The organism is Alloprevotella tannerae ATCC 51259 (assembly GCF_000159995.1).
GTDB lineage: Bacteria > Bacteroidota > Bacteroidia > Bacteroidales > Bacteroidaceae > Alloprevotella > Alloprevotella tannerae.
Genome location: NZ_GG700643.1, coordinates 306,968 through 331,881, shown reverse-complemented (window position 1 = coordinate 331,881; position 24,914 = coordinate 306,968). Strand labels below are relative to the sequence as shown.

The 24,914-nt window shown below is 44.3% G+C and carries 22 protein-coding genes; all 22 read left to right on the top strand.

The window, feature by feature from the left end:
- Positions 1 to 337 precede the first annotated feature (337 nt).
- The 22 genes from GCWU000325_RS07405 (at position 338) to lpdA (ending at position 24,747) form a co-directional block, all read left to right on the top strand.
- Positions 338 to 1,171, top strand: a complete 834-nt coding sequence (locus GCWU000325_RS07405) for an ABC transporter ATP-binding protein (protein WP_006255729.1) — start codon at positions 338 to 340, stop codon at positions 1,169 to 1,171.
- Positions 1,168 to 1,974 (top strand): hypothetical protein, encoded by an 807-nt coding sequence (locus GCWU000325_RS07400; protein WP_006255728.1) that lies wholly within the window; start codon positions 1,168 to 1,170, stop codon positions 1,972 to 1,974. Before GCWU000325_RS07405 ends, GCWU000325_RS07400 begins: the two co-directional genes overlap by 4 nt.
- A gap of 13 nt (positions 1,975 to 1,987) precedes the next feature.
- Positions 1,988 to 2,350, top strand: coding sequence for a GntR family transcriptional regulator (locus tag GCWU000325_RS07395; RefSeq protein ID WP_006255727.1), 363 nt, complete (start codon positions 1,988 to 1,990; stop codon positions 2,348 to 2,350).
- 3 nt (positions 2,351 to 2,353) lie between these two features.
- Positions 2,354 to 3,058, top strand: coding sequence for an ABC transporter ATP-binding protein (locus tag GCWU000325_RS07390; protein WP_006255726.1), 705 nt, complete (start codon positions 2,354 to 2,356; stop codon positions 3,056 to 3,058).
- Between the two features lie 17 nt (positions 3,059 to 3,075).
- Positions 3,076 to 4,335 carry an ABC transporter permease gene (locus GCWU000325_RS07385; protein ID WP_006255725.1) on the top strand — a complete coding sequence of 420 codons (1,260 nt, stop codon included), beginning with the start codon at positions 3,076 to 3,078 and terminating at the stop codon, positions 4,333 to 4,335.
- 9 nt (positions 4,336 to 4,344) lie between these two features.
- Positions 4,345 to 5,589, top strand: a complete 1,245-nt coding sequence (locus tag GCWU000325_RS07380) for an ABC transporter permease (protein WP_006255724.1) — start codon at positions 4,345 to 4,347, stop codon at positions 5,587 to 5,589.
- Between the two features lie 33 nt (positions 5,590 to 5,622).
- Positions 5,623 to 6,726, top strand: coding sequence for an efflux RND transporter periplasmic adaptor subunit (locus GCWU000325_RS07375; protein ID WP_006255723.1), 1,104 nt, complete (start codon positions 5,623 to 5,625; stop codon positions 6,724 to 6,726).
- Positions 6,727 to 6,807: 81 nt separating this feature from the next.
- Positions 6,808 to 8,052, top strand: a complete 1,245-nt coding sequence (locus tag GCWU000325_RS07370; RefSeq protein WP_244832885.1) for a TolC family protein — start codon at positions 6,808 to 6,810, stop codon at positions 8,050 to 8,052.
- Between the two features lie 5 nt (positions 8,053 to 8,057).
- Entirely contained in the window at positions 8,058 to 8,969 is a 912-nt protein-coding gene (locus GCWU000325_RS07365) for an ABC transporter ATP-binding protein (protein WP_006255721.1), read from the top strand.
- Positions 8,962 to 10,257 carry an ABC transporter permease gene (locus GCWU000325_RS07360; protein WP_006255720.1) on the top strand — a complete coding sequence of 432 codons (1,296 nt, stop codon included), beginning with the start codon at positions 8,962 to 8,964 and terminating at the stop codon, positions 10,255 to 10,257. Before GCWU000325_RS07365 ends, GCWU000325_RS07360 begins: the two co-directional genes overlap by 8 nt.
- An 838-nt stretch (positions 10,258 to 11,095) precedes the next feature.
- On the top strand, positions 11,096 to 13,060 hold the full coding sequence (locus GCWU000325_RS07350) for an NAD(+) synthase (protein ID WP_006255716.1): 1,965 nt from the start codon (positions 11,096 to 11,098) through the stop codon (positions 13,058 to 13,060).
- Positions 13,061 to 13,116: 56 nt separating this feature from the next.
- Positions 13,117 to 13,596: a BatD family protein gene (locus GCWU000325_RS07345; protein ID WP_040599491.1), complete on the top strand. Its 480-nt coding sequence runs from the start codon at positions 13,117 to 13,119 to the stop codon at positions 13,594 to 13,596.
- A gap of 228 nt (positions 13,597 to 13,824) precedes the next feature.
- A complete protein-coding gene (locus GCWU000325_RS07340; protein ID WP_006255714.1) occupies positions 13,825 to 15,276 on the top strand; it encodes a Do family serine endopeptidase in 1,452 nt (483 codons plus the stop codon).
- 104 nt (positions 15,277 to 15,380) lie between these two features.
- Positions 15,381 to 16,562: a phosphoribosylaminoimidazolecarboxamide formyltransferase gene (locus GCWU000325_RS07335; RefSeq protein ID WP_006255713.1), complete on the top strand. Its 1,182-nt coding sequence runs from the start codon at positions 15,381 to 15,383 to the stop codon at positions 16,560 to 16,562.
- A gap of 16 nt (positions 16,563 to 16,578) precedes the next feature.
- The gene (locus GCWU000325_RS07330) at positions 16,579 to 16,782 is read left to right on the top strand and encodes a hypothetical protein (protein ID WP_040599490.1); all 204 of its coding nucleotides are present in this window, start codon (positions 16,579 to 16,581) and stop codon (positions 16,780 to 16,782) included.
- Between the two features lie 86 nt (positions 16,783 to 16,868).
- Complete coding sequence (locus GCWU000325_RS07325) at positions 16,869 to 17,381, top strand: NUDIX domain-containing protein (protein WP_006255711.1); 513 nt, start codon at positions 16,869 to 16,871, stop codon at positions 17,379 to 17,381.
- Positions 17,382 to 17,991: 610 nt separating this feature from the next.
- Entirely contained in the window at positions 17,992 to 19,026 is a 1,035-nt protein-coding gene (locus tag GCWU000325_RS07320; RefSeq protein ID WP_006255710.1) for a lipoate--protein ligase, read from the top strand.
- 19 nt (positions 19,027 to 19,045) lie between these two features.
- The gene (gcvT, locus tag GCWU000325_RS07315; RefSeq protein WP_006255709.1) at positions 19,046 to 20,131 is read left to right on the top strand and encodes a glycine cleavage system aminomethyltransferase GcvT; all 1,086 of its coding nucleotides are present in this window, start codon (positions 19,046 to 19,048) and stop codon (positions 20,129 to 20,131) included.
- A 21-nt stretch (positions 20,132 to 20,152) separates the two neighbouring features.
- Positions 20,153 to 20,530 (top strand): glycine cleavage system protein GcvH, encoded by a 378-nt coding sequence (gcvH, locus tag GCWU000325_RS07310; RefSeq protein ID WP_006255708.1) that lies wholly within the window; start codon positions 20,153 to 20,155, stop codon positions 20,528 to 20,530.
- 62 nt (positions 20,531 to 20,592) lie between these two features.
- Positions 20,593 to 21,909: an aminomethyl-transferring glycine dehydrogenase subunit GcvPA gene (gene gcvPA / locus GCWU000325_RS07305; RefSeq protein WP_006255707.1), complete on the top strand. Its 1,317-nt coding sequence runs from the start codon at positions 20,593 to 20,595 to the stop codon at positions 21,907 to 21,909.
- A gap of 10 nt (positions 21,910 to 21,919) precedes the next feature.
- Positions 21,920 to 23,413: an aminomethyl-transferring glycine dehydrogenase subunit GcvPB gene (gene gcvPB / locus GCWU000325_RS07300; RefSeq protein WP_006255706.1), complete on the top strand. Its 1,494-nt coding sequence runs from the start codon at positions 21,920 to 21,922 to the stop codon at positions 23,411 to 23,413.
- A complete protein-coding gene (gene lpdA / locus GCWU000325_RS07295) occupies positions 23,410 to 24,747 on the top strand; it encodes a dihydrolipoyl dehydrogenase (RefSeq protein WP_006255705.1) in 1,338 nt (445 codons plus the stop codon). Before gcvPB ends, lpdA begins: the two co-directional genes overlap by 4 nt.
- The last annotated feature ends 167 nt before the right edge of the window (positions 24,748 to 24,914 follow it).

Sequence of the window (24,914 nt, the reverse complement as noted above, 5' to 3'; positions counted from 1 at the left end):
GCGTACATCTTTTTCATCACGATGAAAAAAGCCACGGGAAAGACTTTGCTGTTAAGCTCCACGCGCTTTGCTGCGATTTTTCAGACTTTATTTACGACAATCTCATCATGCTGATGCGCCATTAAACCTTGCTTAAAAAGAAGCGAACTCACCCACAGTATCGGCCGGATTAGGAGACCTGAAAGTAGAGAGAGGGAAACTATCATCAAGTTGTCTTAAGGCAAAATCTAAAAAATGAAGAGAAGAAGATAAAGTTTTTGCTCTTTTTATTTTGAGGAAAACAAGCGAATCCTTACTTTTGCGGTGTTCTACTACACTATTACATAAAAACTTCTCTATGATAGACATCACACATCTTGACTTCAAGTATAGGAAACAAAGAGAATGCTTACTGGAAGATCTCTCTCTGCAAGCAGTTTCCGGTAAGATTTACGGACTATTGGGTAAGAACGGCTGCGGAAAAAGCACATTACTATATCTGATTGCAGGCCTGTTGAAACCCAATAAAGGCAGCCTGAGCATAGATGAGGAGTTGCCGTCTAAACGTACAACGACGTTTCTGCAGAATCTGTTTCTCGTACCCGAAGAAATAGCATTGCCTGCTATAAAGGCGGAAAGTTACATCGCATTAAACGCTCCATTTTATCCCAATTTCAGTCGGGACATACTTGAATCTTGCCTTACGGCCTTTGAAATGGATACAGACAGGCGGCTGGACCAACTCTCGATGGGGCAACAGAAGAAGTTTTACTTGAGTTTTGCATTGGCCACGCGCACCAAACACATCTTAATGGATGAGCCGACCAATGGTCTCGATATCCCTTCAAAAAGTCAGTTTCGAAAAGTCATTACGCAACACTTAGACGAGAGTCAGACGGTCATCATTTCTACACATCAGATCAGAGATATTGATATTTTGCTGGACGCAATTATCGTCGTAGACCGCCATAAAATCGTTGTTAACACGGATATTTCAACTATCCAAAATCATTTTTGCTTTACCCATCGGCCATCAGACGAGCCCGTCGATGATGCGCTTTTTGTACAACCTACAATAGGCGGAAATGCTGTGATGCTATCTAATGATACGGCAGAAGAAACCCAAGTCAACGTAGAATTGTTCTTCAATGCTGTTACGTCAAATCCACAACTTATAGCGGGAAAATTATGAACAACTTCAACACAAAGCGCTGGCTACGCTATACCAAACGCCACCTCTATCAGCACCGGTCGAAGTTGGTCCGGCACATGCTAATCGTTTTCGTTATAACACTAGTATTTACACTGCTGGCATCTTATTTTACGATTAAAGCATCCAACAATTCTCCTTCGCTATACGAAGTCAAAGCTATGATTGGAATGTACTTCCTCTTCGCTTTTTTAGGCCTTGTTTGCTTGGCTCCTTCAAAAATGAACGAAGATCTAAGACGAAAGCAAGTCAGAATTAGGGAATTGCTCGTACCGGCATCCAACTTAGAAAAGTTTATTTCCAAATATCTCATCTACGCATTCTTACTTCCTATCGTCAGCTTTATATTGATCATATTGGCAGATGAGTTGCGCGCGGGTCTACTTGCGCTCTTTGGTTGGAATATTCCTCCATTCCGCGTTCTTTTTCCTCATTCTGTGGACAATTTCTTTAACTACATTCTAAATGGTGACGCTATAGAAATATTGTCGTTCGTATCTTCACTTCTCCAACTTTGGGTTTTACATGCTATCAGTTTGTTTGTAGCAAACAGTGTTAGGAAATGGGCCACTCCCATTGCATTGTCATGTCATTTTTCACTGTTCGTAATAGTCGGCTTAGTAATTAGACAGATGATGGACGCAAATTCTGCTGTTCCATTTATAGGTTATGATGATCGAACTATAGGCAGCCTTGTTTTCTTAAACGTATTACAGCTCATCATCATAGCCCTACTCTATACATTTAGCTACCGCAACTTTTGCCATCTTAGATTAAAAAAGTAAAAACCTGCAGACTATGATTTTTAAATCAGGATTGCCCATTTACCAGCAAATAGCCCGACGCCTGACAGACGAAATTCTGGCCGGCAAATATGGCGTGGATGGGCGCGTGCCGAGCGTCAGGGAATACAGTGCGATAGTAGAGGTCAACGTAAATACGACTGTAAAAGCCTATGATTGGTTGGCACAAAACGGATACATTTATAATAAGCGCGGATTAGGCTACTTTGTTGCCCAAAATGCGCCTGCACTCATTTTAGAATTGAGGCGAAAAGAGTTTAGAGAAGAATATTTGCCGGACTTAGCCCGACAGATGAAAGCGCTAAACCTTACTTTCGACGACTTAAAAGAAGCTTTCTCATCTCTTTCTTTAGATTAAGTTATGATTCACTTAGAAAATATACATAAGACATACAATGCCGGGGCGCCGCTCCACGTCTTGAAAGGTATCACCTTGGACATCAAAAAAGGAGAGTTTGTCTCCATTATGGGCGCAAGCGGCTCCGGCAAGAGTACGCTGCTCAATATCCTCGGCATTCTCGACTCCTATGACGAGGGAGAGTATTGGCTGGATGGAACATTGGTAAAGAATTTGAAAGAAGCTCGTGCGGCAGAATTTAGAAACAAGAAGATCGGCTTTATCTTCCAGTCTTTCAACTTGATTTCCTATAAGAATGCGCTCGAAAATGTAGCCCTACCACTCTATTATCAAGGCGTAAGTCGCAAAAAAAGAAATATGCTGGCGCTAACTTATTTGGAAAAATTGGGTTTAAAAGACTGGGCGCATCATTTCCCCAACGAACTGAGTGGAGGACAAAAGCAGCGAGTTGCCATAGCGCGTGCCTTAATCACACAGCCGCAAATTATTCTGGCGGATGAGCCAACCGGGGCGTTGGATAGCAAAACCAGCGAGGAAGTAATGACGCTACTGCGTGACTTAAATGAACAGGACGGAATGACGATCATCGTCGTTACGCACGAAAGCGGCGTGGCCTATCGCACGCATAAGATCATCCACATCAAAGACGGACTGATTGGTGAGATAGAAGAGAACAAGGCTCTACAAGATCAACCTTATATGAAATAAAGCAACAGGTTTGCCTTATGATTGACGATTTACGAGAGATTTTTGTACATCTCAGTATAAACAAAATGCGCACTTCCCTAACGGGATTAAGCGTTTCGGTGGGTATTTTCCTACTCATTATATTATTGGGTGCGGGCAACGGTTTGATAAATGCCTTCGATGCCAATATGGGTTCAGTTGCTTTAGATGCCATCAAAGTATGGCCGGGTGTAACTTCTGAGCCGTATAATGGGTTAGAAAAAGGTCGCGAGATCAAATTTGATAGTCGCGATCCACAACTGATAAACAGAGCTTTCCCCGAGCGTGTTCATAGCGTAACGGCTAAGAATCAACAGTCGGGCGTGAAAGCCTCTTACGGCAACAAGATGCTTAGCGGCACACTAAATGGTTGCTATCCCGACAATATTGAAATTGACAAAATCAAGGTATTGTATGGACGCTATTTGAGCCAATCAGACTTGGACAACCAGCGCAAGGTGATCGTCATTAGTGAACGATCAGCTGAAGAGTTTTTTACTACGGCAATCAATGCGCTCAATAAACCGCTGCGTATTGATAGCATCGTGTATCATGTTGTAGGTATTGTCTCCAACAAAGGCATTATGGGTGGTTTTGAAGGCGATATTCCCTATACGAGCATGCAACTTTTGTATCGTAAAGGCCAGAATATTGAGGAATTAATCTTACGCACGAATGGCACAGATACGGAAGAGGCTGACTCAGTCTTTCGTAAAGATCTTTATAGTGTGTTCTCCGTACCCCACAATTTTAGTCCCAAAGACGAGAGTGCCGTATGGATAGATAACCCAGCAAACGGAGCAAGAGAAAGAGACCAAGCTGCCCATTATCTGCGCGTAGCTATGTGGGTGATTGGTAGTCTTACCTTGCTCTCGGGCATAGTTGGCATCAGCAACATTATGCTCATTACTATCAAAGAACGCACGCACGAATTTGGTATACGAAAAGCTCTTGGCGCTAAACCTTGGCCCATCTTGCGTAGTGTGCTCATCGAGAGTGTGATTATTACCGGATTTTTCGGCTATTGCGGCTTGGTGCTTGGCGTAATCGGGACTGAATATCTCAATTACTCTTTGGGAAAGGTGACGATGATGGTTGGAGATCAACCGATTTATACTTTTATGAATCCAACCATTGATTTACAAATTGCATTTCAAGCACTGTCTGTACTAATTATTTCCGGACTGATCGCCGGCTTTGTGCCTGCATCTAAAGCCGTTAAAGTAAAACCCATTGAAGCACTTCGTGCAAATGAATAACCTACCCTTATGCGACTCTTTGATTTAGATAGATGGTCAGAGACTTATGAAAGTCTTTCAAGAAATAAAGCACGAAGCTTCCTAACAGCATTCGGCATCTTCTGGGGTATCTTTATGTTGATATTTTTGATGGGAGGCGGTCAAGGATTTCAGCGCTTAATGAGTAGAACCTTTGAAGGCGCTGCGCAAAATTCCTGCTACGTTTTTCCAGGCGAAACAACTATAGCCTATAAAGGCATGCAAAGTCAACGCACTTGGCAATTGGATATCAACGATGTCGAACGGCTTAAGAAAAAAGTATCGCGTTTAGAGACTGTAACCCCAATTATACAGCAGTGGTCAAAGACTTTTCAATACGATAGTAAGAAAGCTAATGGCACAATGCGAGGCGTCAGATCGGACTACATCAACATTGAGAACCCCAAAATAGGCTACGGACGATTTATCAATGAGACAGATATCATCCAAAAGCGGAAAGTTTGCGTTATCGGAAAAAGAATTAAGGAAGAATTGTTCCCTGATATTGAAAACCCATGCGGACGTTATATAAAATTAGATAGCATCTACTATCGTATTGTTGGGGTCTCTAAGTCAAATACCAATGTTGGCGGAGGAGGAAATACGTCAGAAACAGCGTTCATTCCTTTTACAACAATGCAAGAAATCTATCACTTGGGGGATAATATTAGCTTCTTAACATTCACGGTTAAGAAAGGTTATACTGTTGCTGAAACTCAAGATGAGGTAGGCGATATAATTAAGGAAGCCCACTTGATTGCTCCCAACGATAAACAGGCCGTATTCTTATTCAATATAGAATTGATGTTTCAAATGGTCGAAAGCTTATTTGATGGAATGAGCTTCTTGGTGTGGATGATTGGTATTGGCACTTTAATATCCGGCGCCATTGGTGTTAGCAATATAATGATGGTAACCATAAGAGAAAGGACGATAGAAATCGGAATAAGGAGAGCGATCGGTGCAAAGCCCTCTGACATAGTAAGACAAATTATGGCGGAAAGTATAATCTTGACTATTTTAGCAGGAATCAGTGGAATTTTCTTCGCCGTCCTATTATTAAATGGAGTAGAAATGATTGTCAGCAGAACCGGTTTAGACATTAATTTCCAAATATCTTTTACGCTTGCTCTCGTTGCTTCTTTAGCACTCGCCATCTTAGGAGGATTAGCCGGAATGGCCCCTTCATTGCGAGCTTTATCCATAAAGCCCATAGATGCAATCAGGAATGAATAACAAACAATCGAAACAAAACAATCAACAATAACTATGAAGAAGTTTTTTAAATGGAGTTTGCTCGTCTTTGTAGCAATTCTCTTTATTGGCACTTTTGTTTTCCTTTATCAACGCTCAAAACAGGAAGAGATCAGTTACGAAACTTATACCGCAGCGATAAACAATCTGGAACAAACAAGCGTTGTCACCGGATCTGTAGAGCCACGCAATGAAGTGCACATCAAACCGCAAATCTCAGGAATCATCAGCGAGCTGTATAAAAAAGCAGGTGACGAAGTAAAGGAAGGTGAAATTATTGCAAAGATCAAAGTCATTCCGGATATGAGTACTTTAAGTGCTGCAGAAAATAGATTACGACTGGCTAGAATTAACTATAGTCAAGCCCAAACAGACTTCGGAAGAGAGAAAAAGCTGTATGACTCACGACTCATTAGCGCAGAAGAATACGAAAAAAGCCTGCAAACACTTAGACAAACTAAAGAAGAAGTTGCTGCAGCTGCAGACGCTTTAGAAATAGCAAAAACCGGAGTTTCAAAATATCAAATGGCGATGAGTACCACATTGATTAAATCTACGGTTAATGGCTTAATCTTAGATATTCCTATAAAAGTCGGTGAGTCTGTTATTATGAGTAACTCCTTCAACGATGGAACTACGATTGCCACCGTGGCCAATATGAATGATCTTATTTTTAAAGGCTCTATTGACGAGACAGAAGTAGACAGAGTTCATAAAGGGATGCCTATGCAAATAACGATTGGAGCTCTACAAGGAAAGAAATTTGATGCGACTTTAGAATATATTGCCCCAAAAGTAAATAGTACAGCGAGCGCAGCAAATCAATTTGAGATCAAAGCAGCTGTGAGGATCAACAATAAAGCGACGATTCGTTCCGGCTATAGCGCCAACGCTCAAATCGTATTAGACAAACTACAACAGGTCTTAACTATTCCCGAAGGTGCCATAGAATACGAAAAAGGGAAGCCTTACGTCTATGTGTTGACTAAAGAAAAGCCTCAAACATTTAATCGTCGCGAAATAAAGACAGGAATGAGTGATGGCATAAACATTCAAGTTCTCTCAGGACTCAAAGTAGGAGATAAAGTAAGAGGCAATCAAAGTCAAAAAACTGAATAATTCGCAACAATGATGAGAAGTTTTTTTGTTGGCATAACGTTACTGTTACTGTCAGGGATATCTGCATTTGCACAGCAAACCATGAGCTTACGCCAATGCATTGACTATGCTTTGTCACGCAATGTACAGATAAAACTACAAGAACTCAACAATCGTACTGAGGCATTAAATGTTTCAGCAGCCAAGAATGAGCGACTCCCAGAGGTTGGTGCAACAGCCAATCAGAGTTTCAATTTCGGGCGTGGCCTAACATCTAGTAATACGTACGTAAGTCAAAACACACGAAGCACGAGCTTTGGGATTTCAGCATCGGTTCCTATTTTTACGGGATTCAGATTAGTCAATCAGCGCAAACAAGCCGAATTAAATTTATCCGCAGCCGTTGCTGATCTAGAACGTTTGCGTGAATCTTTAAGCATACAAGTAACGCAAGCCTATTTACAAGTACTCTATCAAAAAGAGTTGGTTAAAACGGCTCAAGATCAATTGGCTTTAAGCAATGTTCAATTAGAGCGCGTCAAAGCATTCTACGAAAACAAGAAGGCCAGCGGATTAGAAGTTACACAGGCTCAAAACACCGTGGCCCAAGACGAATTGCAATTAGTAGAAAACCAGAATGCCTATCGTTTGGCCTTGTTAGATCTCAGCCAACTGATAGAAATGCCTTCTCCGGATAGTTTAAATGTTGCTGTTCCACCACTTCAGATACCACAGCGTCCATCTGATGGCCCACAGCAGATCTTTGATGAAGCCGTAGCTGCCAAACCGGAAATCGTAGCCCAGCAATTTCGCATACAAAGTGCAGAGAAAGGAATCGAAATTGCCCGTGCAGGCTATTGGCCGACACTGAATTTGTCTGGCAATCTTGGTAGCTCATACTATAAAGTCAATGGTTTGTCAGGCACATCGTTTAGCAAACAGATGAGAGATAACTTTAGCAAGTCTATCGGCTTGTCCTTAAACATCCCCGTCTTTGATCACTTCACCACCCGCACTAACATTCGCAGAGCAAAGCTCAATTATGAGACCCAACAAGAGCAATTGCAGAACACGCGAAAAGCGCTATACAAAGAAATTCAAACTGCTTGGTATAATGCAGTAGCTTCTGCCAAGAAGTTTGAAGCAAGTATTAGTGCTGAAAAGACGGCTCACGAAGCTTTCGATCTTATGACAAAGAAATATGAGTACGGGAAAGCGAACGCAACAGAGTTTGATGAGACGAAGACGAAGTATCTTAACGCTGTCAGCAATCGACTTTCTGCTCAATACGATTACTTATTCCGCACTAAAATCATTGATTATTATCGCGGAAAGACAATAGAATAAACGCTATGGATGCATTCTTATCAGCCCAAAACATTGTCAAGCGTTATGCACAACATACTGCTTTAGATGGTGTTTCTATTAATATTGAGCGGGGTACGGTTTTCGGTTTGCTCGGTCCTAACGGAGCGGGCAAGACTACGCTCATTCGCATTATCAATCACATTACGATGCCCGATAGTGGTGAGATTACTTTCGACGGTCACCCACTAACGCAGGAAGATGTCAGTCGGATTGGTTACTTACCGGAAGAGCGCGGACTCTACCGCAAGATGAAGGTAGGTGAGCAAGCCATTTATTTTGCCCAACTCAAAGGTTTGTCCAAAGCTGAAGCAAAAGAGCGTCTTCAATACTGGTTCGAAAAATTCGATATTATGCCTTGGTGGAACAAGAAGCTTGAAGAACTCTCCAAGGGTATGCAGCAGAAGGTGCAATTCATTATTACCATTCTGCACCGTCCTCCTCTTTTGATTTTCGACGAACCTTTCAGCGGCTTTGATCCGGTTAATGCAGAGTTGCTAAAGCAAGAAATTCTTTCACTAAAGCGTGAGGGGCACACCATCATCTTTTCTACCCACAATATGTCCTCCGTCGAAGAGGTATGCGACAATATTGCGTTAATCAACAATGCCAATGTCGTGCTATCCGGCAATGTTCATAAAATTAAGGAAGACAACCGCACCGGCTTGTTAAAGCTTTGCACCACTTCCGGCTCACTTACCGAGCGGCCGGATCTTTTTACGATTATCGATAAGGAGGAATCGCACGGTTTAATTCGTTACAGCTTAAAGAAGCAAACGGCTGTGAGCAACTCCGAGTTGATCCGTCTTTTCTCTGACGAAGTAGAAATTCGCTCTTTCCAAGAACAGATGCCCAGTATGAATGATATCTTCTTAAAAATCGTAGGACGCCATGAATAAGATTGCCATTATTATCCGCAGAGAGTTTCTGACGCGCATCAAGAAAAAGTCTTTTATCCTACTGACTATACTGATGCCTTTTATTATGTGCGCTGTGGTCATCGTACCTTTACTTTTGGCTCAAATAAACAGCGACGAGGAAAGTAAGGTCGTCATCGTAGACAAAACCGGCCATTATGCCGACTGCTTCAAGGACACCCTCAACTTTCATTTCCAAACTTCACACCAACTTCTACCCGCTTATAAGAGCGATACATCAGATATTTCAGCCGTTGTGCTCATTACCGATGATTTAGCTAAAAATCCGAGTGCGGTTCAGATGTATTCGCATAAAGAGGTAGCTGAAAATTTATATCAATATGTTTCGTCTTGTTTGAATGACCAAGTGCGTAAGGATAAGCTAATGGCTACAGGCATTCCCGAACTTGGAAAAATGATCGACAATATCCAAGCAGAGACGTCTATCCGCACGATAAAGTGGAGCGAAGGTGGGGAAGAAAAAGACTCACATCGCGGCGTTGCAATGGTTGCAGGCTTTATTATGACGATGATCAGTTACTTTTTCGTCCTGACCTACGGAGGTATGGTCATGCAAGCCGTCATGGAGGAGAAGGCTAATCGAATTGTCGAACTGATCGTCTCAAGCGTCAAACCCTTCCAGTTGATGTTGGGAAAAATCGCCGGTATTTTATTGGTCGGACTATTTCAACTTCTCATTTGGGCTCTTCTCTTGGCTGTAATTGTGCCTATTGCCGACAAGCTTTGCGGTGTAAACATAGCAATGATGAGCGCAAACGGGAGTACAGCAGCCGTACCCGACGCCGGCTTAAGCGATGCTATGATCATGTGGCTGAGCGTTATGAATCTGCCCTATTTGGAAATGGGCATCATGTTCCTACTCCTTTTCATCGGCGGTTATCTACTCTATGCCTCCGTCTTTGCTGCCATCGGCGCAAGTATAAATGAGCAGCAGGATTCCAGCCAATTTATGATGCCTATTATGCTTTTGATGGCCTTTTCGCTTTATGCCGCGATCTATAGTGTGGAAAACACTGACGGCCCTTTAGCTTTTTGGGCTTCTATATTCCCTCTAAGCTCCCCCATCGTTATGATGGTGCGCATCCCCTTCGGCGTTCCGCTTTGGCAGGAAATCTTATCCGTCGCCCTACTCTATCTTACGGCCCTATTGGGTATATGGGGTAGCGGCCGCATCTATCGTGTAGGTATCTTGATGTATGGTAAGAAGCCCTCGCTCAAGCAAATGATGCGCTGGATGCTGAAGGGGTGAGGCTGATTTCCTAAAATGCGATCACGATGTCAAGCAGTTATCTCAGAAGTTTTGAGTACAGCCTTACCGTGTAGGCTATTTGATTGACGACAAACCAATATGGCGCTCCCGAGAGTTCTTTTGCATACGACTTTCGGGAGCGTTTGTTTTATTTTAATCTTTCTTTGATTGACGACCAACTTGATAAGCTCGCCTAAAGCTTCCGGCTTCGCCACATAGGCTAATGGATACACACAGAGAATAATAGGAATCACAGGCCATAGCTTTATTATTCTCCGCTACAACAAAATAAGCATCGAAGAAGGCGGATTTGCCTAATTCTTTTGTCGAATCTATGCTATTTCTGTGAAGCAAGAAGAGTCGTTTGGCCCGAGCAAACTATCGTTTGGTGCCAGCAAACCATCGTTTGGCCCGAGCAAACCATCGTTTGGTGCCGGCAAACAATGGAAGAATGAAAAAGAAAACATAAAATATCGCTATATATCAAGTGAACAACAGACATTATATCATTGATTATATTGATATTGTAAGAGAAATCACAGTCTCATAAAGATGAAAATAGGAAGTCAGGATTTCGACCCTATATTTTATGATCCTCAATCTTTGTCATTGAAGAGACCACAAACATTGGCAGCTAAACCGGATTTGCAGAAAGCGATGCCAAGGCTTTTATTGTCCGCAAGATTTACCTTACCTACTACCCTCCTGCAGACTTTCCGTTTGTCTGATACCTACTAAAGCAGACACAGTAAAGACGGCGCAGCGGCAAAAGGCTTTGCAGAACTTTGTGCTTAGCATCTATTCTATTAACTTTGCGCTATCTATATGTAAAAATTCGATGGAAGATTTCATAAAAGTGGCCGCTGCTACCCCGAAAGTAAAAGTAGCCGACTGCACCTATAATCAAGAGCAACTGATAGCCGTAGTTCGCCGCGCCGAGGCAGAAGGCTGCGACGCTGTGTGCTGCCCTGAACTTTGCTTAACGGCTTATACTTGCCAAGATCTTTTTCAGCAAGATTTGCTACTCAAACAATCATTGCAAGCATTAACCGGCTTGCGGGCTGCAACCAAAGGCCTGCGCGTCATCGTTTTAGTTGGGCTTCCTCTGCAGCTACGCGGCCGATTGTTTAATTGCGCCGCCGTTATCTGCGATGGCCATATTTATGGTATCGTACCCAAATCTTATATCCCCAACTATCGGGAGTTTTATGAAGCACGCTGGTTTTCCTCAGCTTTTAGTTTGGAGAAGGATGCCACAATAACGCTCGAAGGAGAGATGATTCCGGTCAGTGCCGGCCTCATTTTCCAAACGCCGTGCTTCTCATTCGGCGTTGAGATCTGCGAAGATCTGTGGGCGCCTCAACCACCTTCGACTTACTTGGCACAACAAGGCGCAGAGATTATCTTTAACTTAAGTGCTAGCAACGAATTAACAGGCAAACACGCCTACCGCCGCGCTTTAGTGGCCGGACAGAGCGCACGCTGTCATTGTGGGTACATCTATGCTGGCGCAGGATTTGGCGAGAGTACGCAAGACCTTGTCTTTAGCGGTGCTGACTTGATTGCCGAAAACGGAAAGATTATTGCTGAAAGTCAACGCTACACGTTAGATGCGCAGTTCATTTTCAGCGATATTGATGTCGTGCAACTAAGGCATGAAAGAATGGTCAACACATCATTCCACACAAGCCCCCAACCACACACCTTAGCTCCAACCATCATCGCTCTGCCACAAAGAAATTCGGAGACAAAAGCTACGCTACTGCGCTCCGTAAATCCGCTTCCGTTTGTGCCTGAAGGCGACGAATTGGCCGACAGGTGTGAAGAAATTTTGCACATTCAAAGCCTCAGCTTGGCACAACGCTTGCAGCATACCAATGCAAAAACTGCCGTAGTAGGCATCAGTGGCGGATTAGACTCTACATTGGCGCTGCTTGTCTGCACACGCACCTTTGATTTGTTGGGGCGGGATCGTGCGGACATAGTCGGGATTACCATGCCGGGCTTTGGTACAACTGATCGCACGTATAATAATGCGTTAAAACTGATGAAAGGCTTGGGCATTACCATACGCGAGATCAGCATTCGCGCTGCTTGCGAACAGCATTTCAAAGATTTGGGCGCAGATATGGCTTCGCACGATGTCGTATATGAAAATGGGCAGGCACGCGAGCGAACGCAGATTCTGATGGATGGGGCCAACCAAATGGGAGGCTTAGTTATCGGAACGGGCGACTTGAGCGAATTAGCTTTAGGCTGGGCCACCTATAACGGCGATCATATGTCGATGTATGGTGTTAATGCTTCTATTCCCAAAACTTTAGTGCGCCATCTTGTAGCTTATGTGGCTCAACATACAGCAGACGATGAAATAAGCGCCACATTGATGGACGTGCTCGACACACCGATAAGTCCGGAACTAATTCCTGCAGATAAAGACGGGCAGATCGTGCAAAAGACTGAAGATCTCGTAGGCCCATATGAATTACACGACTTCTTCCTATATCATTTCTTGCACAATGGCTCTCGCCCTTCAAAGGTTTTCAACTTAGCCTGCGCTGCCTTTGATGGCAATAACCCACGCGTAGCACAATTTCAACCCGCGGTTATTCTAAAATGGCTCCGCACATTCCTGCGCCGCTTCTTTACACAGCAATTTAAGCGTAGTTGTTTGCCCGATGGTCCGATGGTCGGCAGTTGTTCTTTGAGTCCGCGCGGACTTTGGCGAATGCCCTCTGATGCAACAGCGACAGACTGGCTGAAAGAGTGCGACTCACTTACTCAAAACCCAGCAACGCGATGACACATATAAATATAAGGTACATACTTCCTTTGTTCTGCTGGTTTCTGTTTACGACAATGGCCGCAGAAAAAGCACCGGAAACATTCATTCGTACACAGTCAGAACCAAAAGAACTTGTCACCGGACAAAAAATTTTAATATCAATCTATCTCTATACAACCCAAGATGTAGAACGCGTCAGACAAGCAGGACCGGAATTAACTCTGAAAGGATACAATATTGAGAGACTTACCGGCGGAAAGGTATATTACATCAACCGTACACAAGAGAACGGGAAATTATATAATGTTTTCCTTTTGGATCAATACGCCTTTCTTCCAGAAAGACCAAACAAGGTGCTCATTCCTCCAATGAAATATACCATCAGTGTGCGAAAGTATGAAAGAGAAGCTGACCCTTTTGAAGAATTCTTCGGCTATGAGCGCCCTTATAAAGAACAAACAATGACGCTAAGCAGTGAAAAGCTGACTTTAACTGTGCACGAGAAGCCGCAGCGGACAACCATAGAGATGCAAAAGAGCGGAAATGTAATCTAAAAAAGCGATCTTTCAAGTGCCACTAAAGTTCATTTTTCAACAATTAAGGGCCTAAGAAGATTTAAAGATGGTAGGAAACCTGCATTTTCCGCTTTGCGCGAAATACGATTGGGGATCAGCCACGCTATTTTTGTACTTCAGCAACAAATGAGGGGTTCTCAATACTATTTCCTGCAACTTCTCGTTTTATAGAAAAGACAAAAAAGACGAAAGAAAAAAGATCACAGTATGAAAAAAGTATTTTTGATTGCAGCTACTGCGTTTGCCTTGAACTTTGCTCCGATGCAAATGACCGTAGCTTCGGCACAAACACCTGTAGATTTGACCTATGCGGCAGAAAAGTCCGTCAATTCGGTCGTATTCATCAAAGTCACTATTAACAGTAAGACACAAACGATAGAGGGTTCTGATCCTTTTGAAGACTTTTTCAACTTCGGACCGTTCAGTTTTGGAGACCCGAGCAGCAGAGGCCAACGCAGACAATACCAAACTCCGAAACGACAAGGCGCAGGATCAGGCGTTATCCTTAGCAAAGACGGTTATATCGTCACAAACAACCACGTGATAGACGGGGCTGATGAACTGATGGTAAAACTAAACGATAACCGCGAATATAAAGCTCGCATTATCGGGGCGGATAAAAAGACAGACTTGGCGCTCATCAAGATTGAAGCAAAGGATCTTCAACCCATAACAGTCGGCAATTCGGACAACTTGAAGTTAGGTGAATGGGTATTGGCCATTGGTAATCCTTTCAGTTTAACATCTACGGTTACAGCCGGCATTGTTAGTGCTAAAGCGCGCACAGTAGGCGGTGAAGGCATCGAATCATTTATCCAAACTGATGCAGCTATTAACCCCGGAAACTCCGGTGGTGCTTTAGTCAACACGCATGGGGAATTGGTTGGAATAAATGCCCAGATTTATTCTCAAACAGGCTCTTACACGGGCTATGGATTTGCTATTCCTACAAGCATTATGAATAAAGTCGTCGCAGATTTGAAAAAATACGGAACTGTGCAACGCGCGCTGCTCGGCTTTACCGGACAAGACGTTTCGACCTATATAGATTTGCAGAAAGAAAAAGGGAAAGATGCTGACTTAGGTACAACCAAAGGCGTCTATCTCGCAGAGGTAAGTTCTGATGGTGCAGCTCAAGAAGGCGGATTAAAGGCCGGTGACGTCATTACTGCGATGGATGGAAGAAGCGTAACGAAATTTGGCGAACTGCAAGAGATTATGGCGAGCCACAAACCCGGAGATAAAGTTACAATCACTTATATTCGTGACAAGCGCACGCACACCGCAACGCTTACATTGCGTAATGCGCAAGGCACAACAAGCCTTTTGGAAAGCGTAGACGTGGATCAGTTGGGCGTAGCTCTTAGACCGCTCACCACAAATGAGAAAGAGGAGCTAGCACTAGGCAACGGTTTAGTCGTAACGGCTGTGCGTGACGGCAAAATGAAGGAAGCCGGCGTCACCAAAGGCCTTATTCTTTTGCAGATAAACGATAAAGTGCTCAACACGCCTGAAGATTTCAACGAGGCAGTCAAAACTACAAATATGAGTAACGATCGTGTGCTTTGGATACGTGCAAAAACGCAGAGCGGAATCAATAAGAGTTTCACCATAGAATTAGATAGCAACAAAGCAAAGCGCACGGAAAGACGGCGCTAAAGCTATTTCGCGCAAAAGAGAGGCAAAAGAAGAATTCATCCTTTTGCCTTTCTTTGTTTTTATCGTACCTTCGCACACATAATATCAAAGATAACGCATACCCAATGAAAGAATTTGAACTAAAATACGGTTGTAATCCTAACCAGAAACCGGCAAAATTACTAATAGAAGGCGAAGAGCTTCCCATAACTGTGTTGAACGGGCGACCGGGATACATTAATTTCTTAGATGCGCTGAATGGTTGGCAACTTGTAAAGGAATTGAAGGAGGCAACGGGGCTTCCGGCGGCAACTTCTTTCAAGCATGTTTCGCCGGCAGGCGCTGCTATCGGTCTTCCGCTTTCAGATATACTCAAGAAGATCTACTTCGTTGATGATTTAAAAGTAGAATTATCGCCTGTTGCTTGCGCTTATGCTCGAGCACGTGGCGCAGATCGAATGTCTTCTTATGGTGATTTTATTGCGCTCTCCGATACTTGCGACCTTGCGACCGCATTACTGATCAAGCGAGAAGTATCTGACGGCGTCATTGCGCCAAGCTACACGGAAGAAGCTTTGGAAATACTTCGCGAAAAGCGTAAAGGCACTTATAATGTCTTGCAAATTGATACCACGTATACACCGGCTCCGATGGAGCGCAAACAGGTTTATGGCATCACGTTCGAACAATTGCGCAACGAAGTCAATCTTAACGACGACAACCTATTTGCTAATATCCCGACAAAGAACCAAACCTTCCCGGCAGAAGCTATCAGAGATTTGAAAATAGCGCTCATTACGCTGAAATATACACAGAGCAACTCCGTTTGCTACGTAAAAGACGGGCAGGCCATCGGAATTGGTGCCGGACAACAAAGCCGCATCCACTGCACACGTCTGGCCGGCAACAAAGCAGATATATGGTGGCTTCGCCAGCATCCGAAAGTGCTCAACCTACCTTGGGTTAATGGCATCAGAAGAGCTGATAGAGACAACACCATCGACTTATATATTTCTGACGACTACGAAGATGTACTGAAAGAAGGAGAATGGCAACGCTTCTTTACCACGCGCCCCGAGCCTTTAAGTAGAGAGGAAAAGCAGACTTGGATCAGTCAAAATACCGGCGTCAGCCTGGGTTCAGATGCCTTCTTCCCATTTGGTGATAATATAGAGCGCGCTCACCGCAGCGGCGTTGCTTATGTAGCGCAAGCTGGAGGCAGTGTGCGCGATGATAATGTTATCGAGACCTGCGACAAATACAATATTGCCATGGCCTTTACCGGCGTGCGCTTATTCCATCACTAAATTAGATTTTGAAATTATGAGAGAAGCCGACAAGACCGAAATAGAGCAAGCCCTCTTGAATGGTTTCGTCTTCCGAGGAAGCGGAAGCGGCCGGCAAGACAAAGGTAAGGTAAAGACTAAGGCTAAGCGAAAAGGATATATCACCGGCGCTCACGGCAGCGGGTCTGCAAAGAAGAAGGCCGATATCCGACAACGCCGCGCCAACAGGCACAAGAAATAGCCCGATAGTTGTAAGCATTGACAAGCATAGCAAGTTGAGCGCCCCCCAAATGCGCAAGAGATATGACGTCACACTATTCATAAAGGATGCCAACTGCTTATCTCGGCGAAATGTCTACGCACAGCGGCAACTTTTCCTCTAAGAAGAATGATTTCATCGTGAATGCTTATACTTACAAATATCCTCGGCCGGCCGTAACGACAGATTGCGTCATCTTCAGCCAGTTATCGCTTGAAGCGAGTGTGTTGTTAATCCAGCGCAAGCACCCGCCATTTCAAGGGCATTGGGCTTTTCCGGGCGGATTTCTCAATATGGATGAAGACGCCCCAACGGGCGCTTTACGAGAATTGAGCGAAGAGACGACAATTTCCGGTATTACACTCCATCAGATTGGAGCATTTACCAAGGTGGACAGAGATCCGCGCGGCCGCACTATATCTATTGCCTTTTGGGGCGTAGCAGATCCTCAGCAGCACCGGCCGCAAGCTGCAGATGATGCAGCTGAAGCCGCTTGGTTCCCATTAAAGGACCTGCCACCCTTAGCTTTTGATCATCAAGACATACTCAACGAAGCTATTAAGCAAGCTGCCCTATTATAGGCAGCTTGCTTTTTATGCCTACCACTCGACTTCACATTAGAATGTCTGGGAAAAAGAATCAGCGGCTTCAAGTTTTAAGTTGCTACGATAAGACATTGCTGCCTGTTATCGTGAGCGTACGAACGTCCTCTCACGAGCGTAGAGCTGTACCATCGTGAGCGCACGAACGTTCTTTCACGACAGTACAAGCAAAACCGTTGCGCTCCTACAATTATCTTAAGGTTTTCAGCACCTCTTTTGGCATAAAAAAATCGGATTTTTAACTGTTCGTTTTTACGCGAAAACTCTTTTCGTTTTATATAGAAGCATAGTTGAGAGTTAACAACATATACTTTTAATCTACTGCACGATAGGAGAAAAATTCCTCCACGTATAGAGTTAGGCATTTAAGATCCGAATTTTTAGGCTACACGTACGCTCTCACCGCAGCCCACCGATAAAGAGTTTTTAAATCCAACGAGACCCAAATTAAGCGTGCAAAATGAAACAATCTAACGCCAAAAACAGGCGTCTCACCCTACTTGAAAAAACATTTGTTTAATAAAGGAGAACTTCGCTTGGAAGATTCAATGTTTTATCCTATTTTTGCTCGTGAATCAAAAGGATGTCTATGGATAACGCACAAAAAATATTTCCGGCTTGCTTCGTCGAGTTTCCGCCTGAGGCGGAAAGGCAACGTTGTGCGTTCTATCTTGCCGCCGAAGAATACATTGCTCAAAATTTTCCGGAGGATTACTACGTCTTTTCTTGGCAAATAGGCCCGACAGCCCTATTAGGGAGCAATCAGACCTTGCACAAAGAGATCAATTTTGACTTCTGCAAGCAACACGGCATTGACGTACTGCGCAGAAAAAGCGGAGGCGGAACAGTCTATGCAGACTGGGGCAACCTGATGACCAGCCTTATAACGCCGGCAGGAAGTGTAGAGTCTATTTTTACGGCTTACGTCCACCAAATATCTGATGGCCTGAACCGTATAGGCGCGCCTACGGAAGTATCCGGGCGTAATGATATCACCTTAAAAGGGGGTGGAAAAATATGCGGCAATGCTTTTTACCATTTAGCCCGGCACAACATTGTGCACGGCACGATGCTACACGATACGCAAATGGACCTTATGATTGGCGCACTAAATCCTGACCCTGACAAGTTGGAGTCGCAAGGCGTCAAGAGCGTTCGTAGCAGAATAGCCTTGCTCAAAGATTACCTGCCGTTTGGCGTTGATGTCTTGAGACAAAAGATGCGCTTGATTCTTACGGATCGCAGCGTTAAATTAACTGTCGACGACTTAGCGGAAATCAGAAAGATTGAGGCTACTTATTATACACAGGAAATGATTTTCGGACAAACATCGAAGGCTACGACTGTTTGCTCCGATCGCATTGAGGGTTGTGGACGCGTAGAATTTAGCATTACGCTGCGCGGTTCAATCATAGATGATCTCCGCTTAGGTGGCGACTTCTTCGAGGTGGGAGATAAATCGGCCGAAGCAAGTTTCCAAGAAGCTCTTATCGGACTCCCCTTTTCACGAGAAGAGATTACGGAGAAACTAAATGAGCTAAAACCGCAAGCCAACATACGCAGACTGGAAGCAAAAGATGTCTTGCACATCTTATTTCACAATATAAACGAAAAGAATACGTAATCAATAAACTAATTATACTATGGATAAAATCACTTGTTTACACGATCGCCACGTCGCATTAGGCGCTAATATGGTGCCTTTTGGAGGTTTTGACATGCCGCTCTACTATTCGGACATCACTACAGAACACAACGCTGTCCGCCAAAAGGTGGGCGTGTTTGATGTTTCGCACATGGGCGAAGTAAGCGTGACCGGCGAAGAAGCAGAACGCTACGTTCAGCACATATTTACGAATGACATTAAAAGCGCTACGATTGGCAGCGTTTTCTATGGCATGATGCTCTACCCGAATGGAGGCACAGTCGACGATTTGCTGGTCTACAAGAATGGCGAGCAAGATTTCTTGTTGGTCATCAACGCCGCGAACATTGACAAGGACTATGCTTGGATCGAAGAACAAGCAAAGGGCTTCAATGTAACAACAAAGAACTTGAGCGAAAGCTATGGCCAATTAGCAATACAAGGCCCTGAAGCAGAGGAAATCGTAGGAAGTGTACTTGGTCTTGAGTGTAAAGACCTTGCTTTCTATACTTTCAAAACTTTAGATAACAACGAGGTGCCCGCAATCCTTTCTCGCACCGGCTACACGGGCGAGGACGGCTTCGAACTCTACGGTAATCATGATTTTATCATAGAGTGCTGGGACAAACTGATTGCTGCCGGTGTTCAACCTTGCGGCTTAGGCTGTCGCGATACGCTTCGTTTTGAAGTTGGATTGCCGCTTTATGGTGATGAATTGTCACCCGAAATTTCTCCGGTTATGTCCGGCTTGAGCATGTTTGTGAAGTTGGATAAAGAAGAGTTTATCGGCAAGGAGGCTTGCGCAAAGCAAAAAGCAGAAGGCGTAGAGAAAAAAGTCGTAGGTATTGAGTTAGCTTCTCGCGCAATACCTCGCCACGGTTACGAAGTGGAGAAAGACGGAAAGGTTGTAGGAGAAATCACAACGGGCTACCGCTCTATTTCAACAGGCAAAAGCATCTGTATGGCTTTAGTTGACATCAGCGCAGCTAAACTTGGAACAGAATTGCAAGTAAAAATACACAACCGCCTCCATAACGGAACGGTCGTAAAAAAACGCTTCTATCAAAAGAGTTATAAAAAATAATCAATAAGCAACTAAATCATTATGGCAAAATTTATTGACGGACTGTATTACAGTGAATCACACGAATACGTCAAAGTAGAAGGAGAATTCGCATACTTAGGTATAACAGACTACGCGCAAAGCCAATTGGGTAGCGTCGTATATGTAGATATGCCGAGTGAAGGAGACGAAATCAGCGCCGGAGAAAACTTCGGAGCCGTAGAAAGCGTAAAAGCTGCGAGCGATTTAACCTCTCCCGTTTCAGGTGAAGTAGTCGCTATCAATGAACAACTCGAAGATAATCCGGAATTATTAAATGAGGATGCTTTCGAGAATTGGATTGTAAAAGTAAAACTCACAAACCCGCAAGAGCTTAACGACCTGATGAGCGTGAGCGATTACAAAGAAATTTGCAAATAACCCACAACACATTAGGCCAATTATCAACTTTCCGTTAATTGGCCTAATTCTTTTACACAACTATGTTTAAGTTTTTCCCGCATACAGACAATGATATTCAGGAAATGCTTAAAGTGATCGGCGTCAATTCGCTCGATGAACTTTACGCAGAAGTGCCTGAAGAATTAAAACTAAAACGCGAGCTTGACATTCCCGAAGCACAATCGGAATTAGAAGTTCGCAAAGAGTTCCAAAGACTGGCAAACAAAAATCAGCAATTGATTTGCTTCGCCGGCGCCGGAGCTTATGATCACTACCAACCGAGCTTGATTCCTTATATTGCATCTCGCTCCGAATTTGCGACATCTTACACGCCGTATCAAGCGGAAATCTCACAAGGAACTTTACAATACATTTTCGAGTATCAGACAATGATGGCTGAACTTACGGGAATGGATGTTTCAAACGCTTCTATGTATGACGGCGCAACAGCAACAGCAGAAGCAATGCTGATGTGTGTAAACTCTGCAAAGAAGAAAAATACGGTCCTCATCAGTGAAACATTTGATCCAAGGACGATTGCTGTAGTTAAAACCTACGCAAAGTACCACGGAATCAACTTAGAAGTAATTCCGGCCAAAGATGGTATCACAGACAAAGAGGCTATCACAGCACGCTTTGAACAAGAAAAAGACGTAGCCGGAGTTATCGTTGCACAACCCAACTTCTATGGTATCGTAGAAGACTTCAGCGGTCTCGCAGACTTGTGCCATTCAAACAAAGCCTTGTTCGTAATCAACACCATCGCATCCACGCTTTCAGTCTTAAAGACTCCGGGCGAATGGGGAGCAGATATCGCTTGTGGCGAAGCGCAAAGCTTAGGCTTGCCATTAAATTTTGGCGGCCCCTACATAGGATACCTCTGCACAACAAAAGCACACGTTAGAAAAATGCCGGGACGCCTTGTCGGTGCAACAACTGACGCTAACGGAGAACGTTGCTTCGTTTTAACGCTTCAAGCCCGCGAACAACACATCCGCCGCGAGCACGCCACATCAAATATATGCACAGCTCAAGGCGTTATGTGTCTTTACGTAGCAATGTATCTTAGCATGATGAGTGCAAAGGGCCTAAAAGAAGTAAACGAAACAGGCTTTGCCGGCGCACATTATCTATATAACAAACTACTTGAGACGAGTAAGTTTGAAAAAGTATACGATCAGCCTTTCTTAAATGAGTTTATTGTACGCTACAAAGGTGACCTGCAAGCTCTTCAGGCAAAGATGATCGAAGCAGGCATCCTTCCCGGCGTTCCCGTGGGCGAAGATAAATTGCTCATAGCTGTAACAGAAAAGCGCAGCAAGGAAGAACTGGATACATTCATTCAATTAGCTCTCTAAACCTTTCGTTATGAACAACACATATTACGGAAAACTGATATTCGAACTGTCCAATCCAGGCAGGCAAGGCTATTCACTTCCGAAAAACAACATACAAGGCTATTCCTTGGACCAACTTCCGCAACAATTATTACGTGGAAGCCAACCGGCTCTTCCTGAAGTTGACGAACTAACAGTGACGCGCCATTACACAAATGCGAGCAACAACAACTTCGGTGTTGACACAGGCTTCTATCCATTAGGAAGTTGTACAATGAAGTACAATCCTAAAATCAACGATGAAGTGGCAGCACTCCCCGGATTTACCAATTTGCACCCACTTCAGCCTGATTATACGGTTCAAGGAGCTTTAGAACTCTACGACAAGACGCAAAAAATCCTCTCTGAAGTAACGGGTATGGAGCGCTTCACGCTGAATCCATACGCCGGCGCTCACGGAGAGTTAACGGGCTTAATGGTTATTCGTGCTTATCACGAAAAGCGTGGGGAAACAAAGCGTACAAAGATCATTGTACCTGACTCAGCACACGGCACAAATCCCGCCAGTGCTGCTGTTTGTGGTTTAGAAGTAATTACGGTGAAAAGTACGGCACAAGGCACTGTCGATGTAGAGGACCTGAAGCCGCTTTTGGGAGACGACATTGCCGGTATGATGATGACCAACCCCAACACTTTAGGTATCTTTGAGACGCAAATTCCGCAGATTGCACAATTGGTACACGAGTGTGGCGGTTTAATGTATTATGATGGTGCAAACTTCAACCCCATCTTAGGCGTTTGCCGCCCAGGAGATATGGGTTTTGACGTACTACACCTCAATTTACATAAGACATTCTCCACGCCTCACGGCGGTGGTGGTCCGGGTGCAGGCCCTGTAGGTGTTGGAAAAGGATTAGAAGAATTCCTCCCCAACCCCGTTGTATGCGAAGAAAAAGGCGGAACGTACAAGCAAACCATAAAAGAATCTGCTCTCGGAAGCATTTCTTCCGCATTAGGCAATTATGGCATTTTGATTCGCGCTTGCGCTTATCTGCTTACGATCGGACGAGATCACATTGCTATGGCCGGCAAACTCTCCGTTTTAAATGCAAACTATATCAAAGAGTGCCTCAAGTCGCATTATAATTTGCCGATTGAGGGAATTTGCAAGCATGAGTTTGTTTTCGACGGAATGAAAGAGGAATATGCAGGTCCGCGCGACTCAGCAGATTATGTTAAGACCTTAGATGTTGCGAAGCGTTTGCTTGATTACGGCTATCATGCTCCTACGATTTATTTCCCTCTCCTTTTCCACGAGGCTATGATGATCGAACCTACTGAAGACGAAAGCAAAGAAACGCTTGACGGCTTTATTGCTACGCTCAAAAAGATCGCCGAAGAGGCTAAGGAAAACAAGGAATTGGTCAAGAGCGCACCGCATAATACACCGATTCGTCGTTTAGATGACGTTAAGGCTGTCAAGGCTTCACTATTTACCTACAAAGACTTAAAGGCTCAGCAATGAAAGTCGATTTAACCATCATCGGAGCAGGCCCCGGCGGTTATGAAGCAGCAGTCAAAGCGGCTCATTCCGGACTTACGGTGGCCGTCATTGAGGAGCACGCCTGCGGAGGCACGTGTCTTAATGTTGGCTGTATTCCGACCAAAGCCCTCTGCCACAGCGCAGAAGTTTTGGAAGAAGCTCGTGAAGCGGAAAAGAGTGGCATCAGCTTTGATACACTCCACTTCGACATCCAAAAGGCCGTAGCCCGCAAGAATGAAATCGTCGGAAAATTAGTAAGTTCTGTAGAGGCATTAATGAAAACGCCGGGCATCACACTTATCAATGGTCGTGCACAATTCAAAGATGCCCACACGATACTTGTTGGCGAAGAAGAAATTCAAGCTGACAACATCATTATAGCTACAGGTTCGGTCACCAAGTTCCTACCTATTGAAGGTGCACACTGTGAAGGCGTTGTCACGTCTACAGAAATGCTCGACCTGACTCAAGTTCCGAAGCGCCTTTGCGTCATAGGTGGTGGCGTTATCGGCTTAGAGTTTGCCTCCATCTTCAATGCTTTCGGTAGCGAAGTTACGGTTGTCGAGTTCTGCAAAGAGGTTCTCCCCTTCTTTGATCAAGACATTGCCAAACGCCTACGTACCAGCTTGAAGAAAAAAGGTATCAATTTCAAAGTAGGAGCAGCTGCAACGGGCATAAAACCTACGCAAGATGGCTACACTGTCGCGTTTGAAGAAAAAGGAAAGCCGGCTGCCATTGATTGCGACTTGGTTTTGATGGCCGTAGGCCGTGGAGCAAATCTCGACTCGCTGAACTTCAGCGACATCGGCATTGAATATACCAAGAAAGGCGTAACTGTCAACGAGCACTTCCAGACCAACATCCCCAACATCTATGCTGTTGGCGACATCAATGGTCTGATGCAATTGGCCCACGCAGCTACGTTCCAGAGTTTCCACGCTTTGAACCACATTCTGGGCAAGAAGGACGACATTCGCCTTGATTTAGTTCCGGCAGCAGTGTTTACGGTACCGGAATTGGCTATGGTTGGAAAGACCGAGGAACAACTTAAGGCAGAGCAGGTCGAATATAAAGCTTACAAAGCCTTCTATCGCGCCAACGGAAAAGCAATGACGATGGACGCGGAAGACGGCACGGTAAAATTGCTCGCAGATATGGAAGGCCACATTTTGGGCGCACACATTTTGGGCGCACATGCCGCTGACCTCATCCACGAAGTGACAATGCTAATGCGCTATAATGGCACTATCGAACAATTAAAGGACACGATTCATGCCCACCCCTCGCTCAGCGAGATTGTTCTCAATGTGCAATAAACTTACTATCATCTATAAAAATCGGGAAAATGCAAGGTCGTTTTCCCGATTTTTATTTTCTGTGTTCGCCCCATTCCATTGAAGTTTCCGGATTTACGAGCCATTTGTTTAAAAGCTACGCTTGAACATAAGGAAACCTCTAACGTAAGTACTTTCATTCATCACGT

Excerpts from the sequence above, each read along its gene's own strand:
- GCWU000325_RS07335 (WP_006255713.1), top strand. The coding sequence starts at position 15,381 with ATGAAAGAATTTGAACTAAAATACGGTTGTAATCCTAACCAGAAACCG.
- GCWU000325_RS07370 (WP_244832885.1), top strand. The coding sequence starts at position 6,808 with ATGAGCTTACGCCAATGCATTGACTATGCTTTGTCACGCAATGTACAG.
- GCWU000325_RS07340 (WP_006255714.1), top strand. The coding sequence starts at position 13,825 with ATGAAAAAAGTATTTTTGATTGCAGCTACTGCGTTTGCCTTGAACTTT.
- gcvT (WP_006255709.1), top strand. The coding sequence starts at position 19,046 with ATGGATAAAATCACTTGTTTACACGATCGCCACGTCGCATTAGGCGCT.
- lpdA (WP_006255705.1), top strand. The coding sequence starts at position 23,410 with ATGAAAGTCGATTTAACCATCATCGGAGCAGGCCCCGGCGGTTATGAA.
- gcvPA (WP_006255707.1), top strand. The coding sequence starts at position 20,593 with ATGTTTAAGTTTTTCCCGCATACAGACAATGATATTCAGGAAATGCTT.
- GCWU000325_RS07350 (WP_006255716.1), top strand. The coding sequence starts at position 11,096 with ATGGAAGATTTCATAAAAGTGGCCGCTGCTACCCCGAAAGTAAAAGTA.
- GCWU000325_RS07380 (WP_006255724.1), top strand. The coding sequence starts at position 4,345 with ATGCGACTCTTTGATTTAGATAGATGGTCAGAGACTTATGAAAGTCTT.
- GCWU000325_RS07360 (WP_006255720.1), top strand. The coding sequence starts at position 8,962 with ATGAATAAGATTGCCATTATTATCCGCAGAGAGTTTCTGACGCGCATC.
- GCWU000325_RS07325 (WP_006255711.1), top strand. The coding sequence starts at position 16,869 with ATGCCAACTGCTTATCTCGGCGAAATGTCTACGCACAGCGGCAACTTT.
- GCWU000325_RS07385 (WP_006255725.1), top strand. The coding sequence starts at position 3,076 with ATGATTGACGATTTACGAGAGATTTTTGTACATCTCAGTATAAACAAA.
- GCWU000325_RS07345 (WP_040599491.1), top strand. The coding sequence starts at position 13,117 with ATGGCCGCAGAAAAAGCACCGGAAACATTCATTCGTACACAGTCAGAA.
- gcvPB (WP_006255706.1), top strand. The coding sequence starts at position 21,920 with ATGAACAACACATATTACGGAAAACTGATATTCGAACTGTCCAATCCA.
- GCWU000325_RS07330 (WP_040599490.1), top strand. The coding sequence starts at position 16,579 with ATGAGAGAAGCCGACAAGACCGAAATAGAGCAAGCCCTCTTGAATGGT.
- GCWU000325_RS07395 (WP_006255727.1), top strand. The coding sequence starts at position 1,988 with ATGATTTTTAAATCAGGATTGCCCATTTACCAGCAAATAGCCCGACGC.
- GCWU000325_RS07320 (WP_006255710.1), top strand. The coding sequence starts at position 17,992 with ATGGATAACGCACAAAAAATATTTCCGGCTTGCTTCGTCGAGTTTCCG.
- gcvH (WP_006255708.1), top strand. The coding sequence starts at position 20,153 with ATGGCAAAATTTATTGACGGACTGTATTACAGTGAATCACACGAATAC.
- GCWU000325_RS07405 (WP_006255729.1), top strand. The coding sequence starts at position 338 with ATGATAGACATCACACATCTTGACTTCAAGTATAGGAAACAAAGAGAA.
- GCWU000325_RS07400 (WP_006255728.1), top strand. The coding sequence starts at position 1,168 with ATGAACAACTTCAACACAAAGCGCTGGCTACGCTATACCAAACGCCAC.
- GCWU000325_RS07375 (WP_006255723.1), top strand. The coding sequence starts at position 5,623 with ATGAAGAAGTTTTTTAAATGGAGTTTGCTCGTCTTTGTAGCAATTCTC.
- GCWU000325_RS07365 (WP_006255721.1), top strand. The coding sequence starts at position 8,058 with ATGGATGCATTCTTATCAGCCCAAAACATTGTCAAGCGTTATGCACAA.
- GCWU000325_RS07390 (WP_006255726.1), top strand. The coding sequence starts at position 2,354 with ATGATTCACTTAGAAAATATACATAAGACATACAATGCCGGGGCGCCG.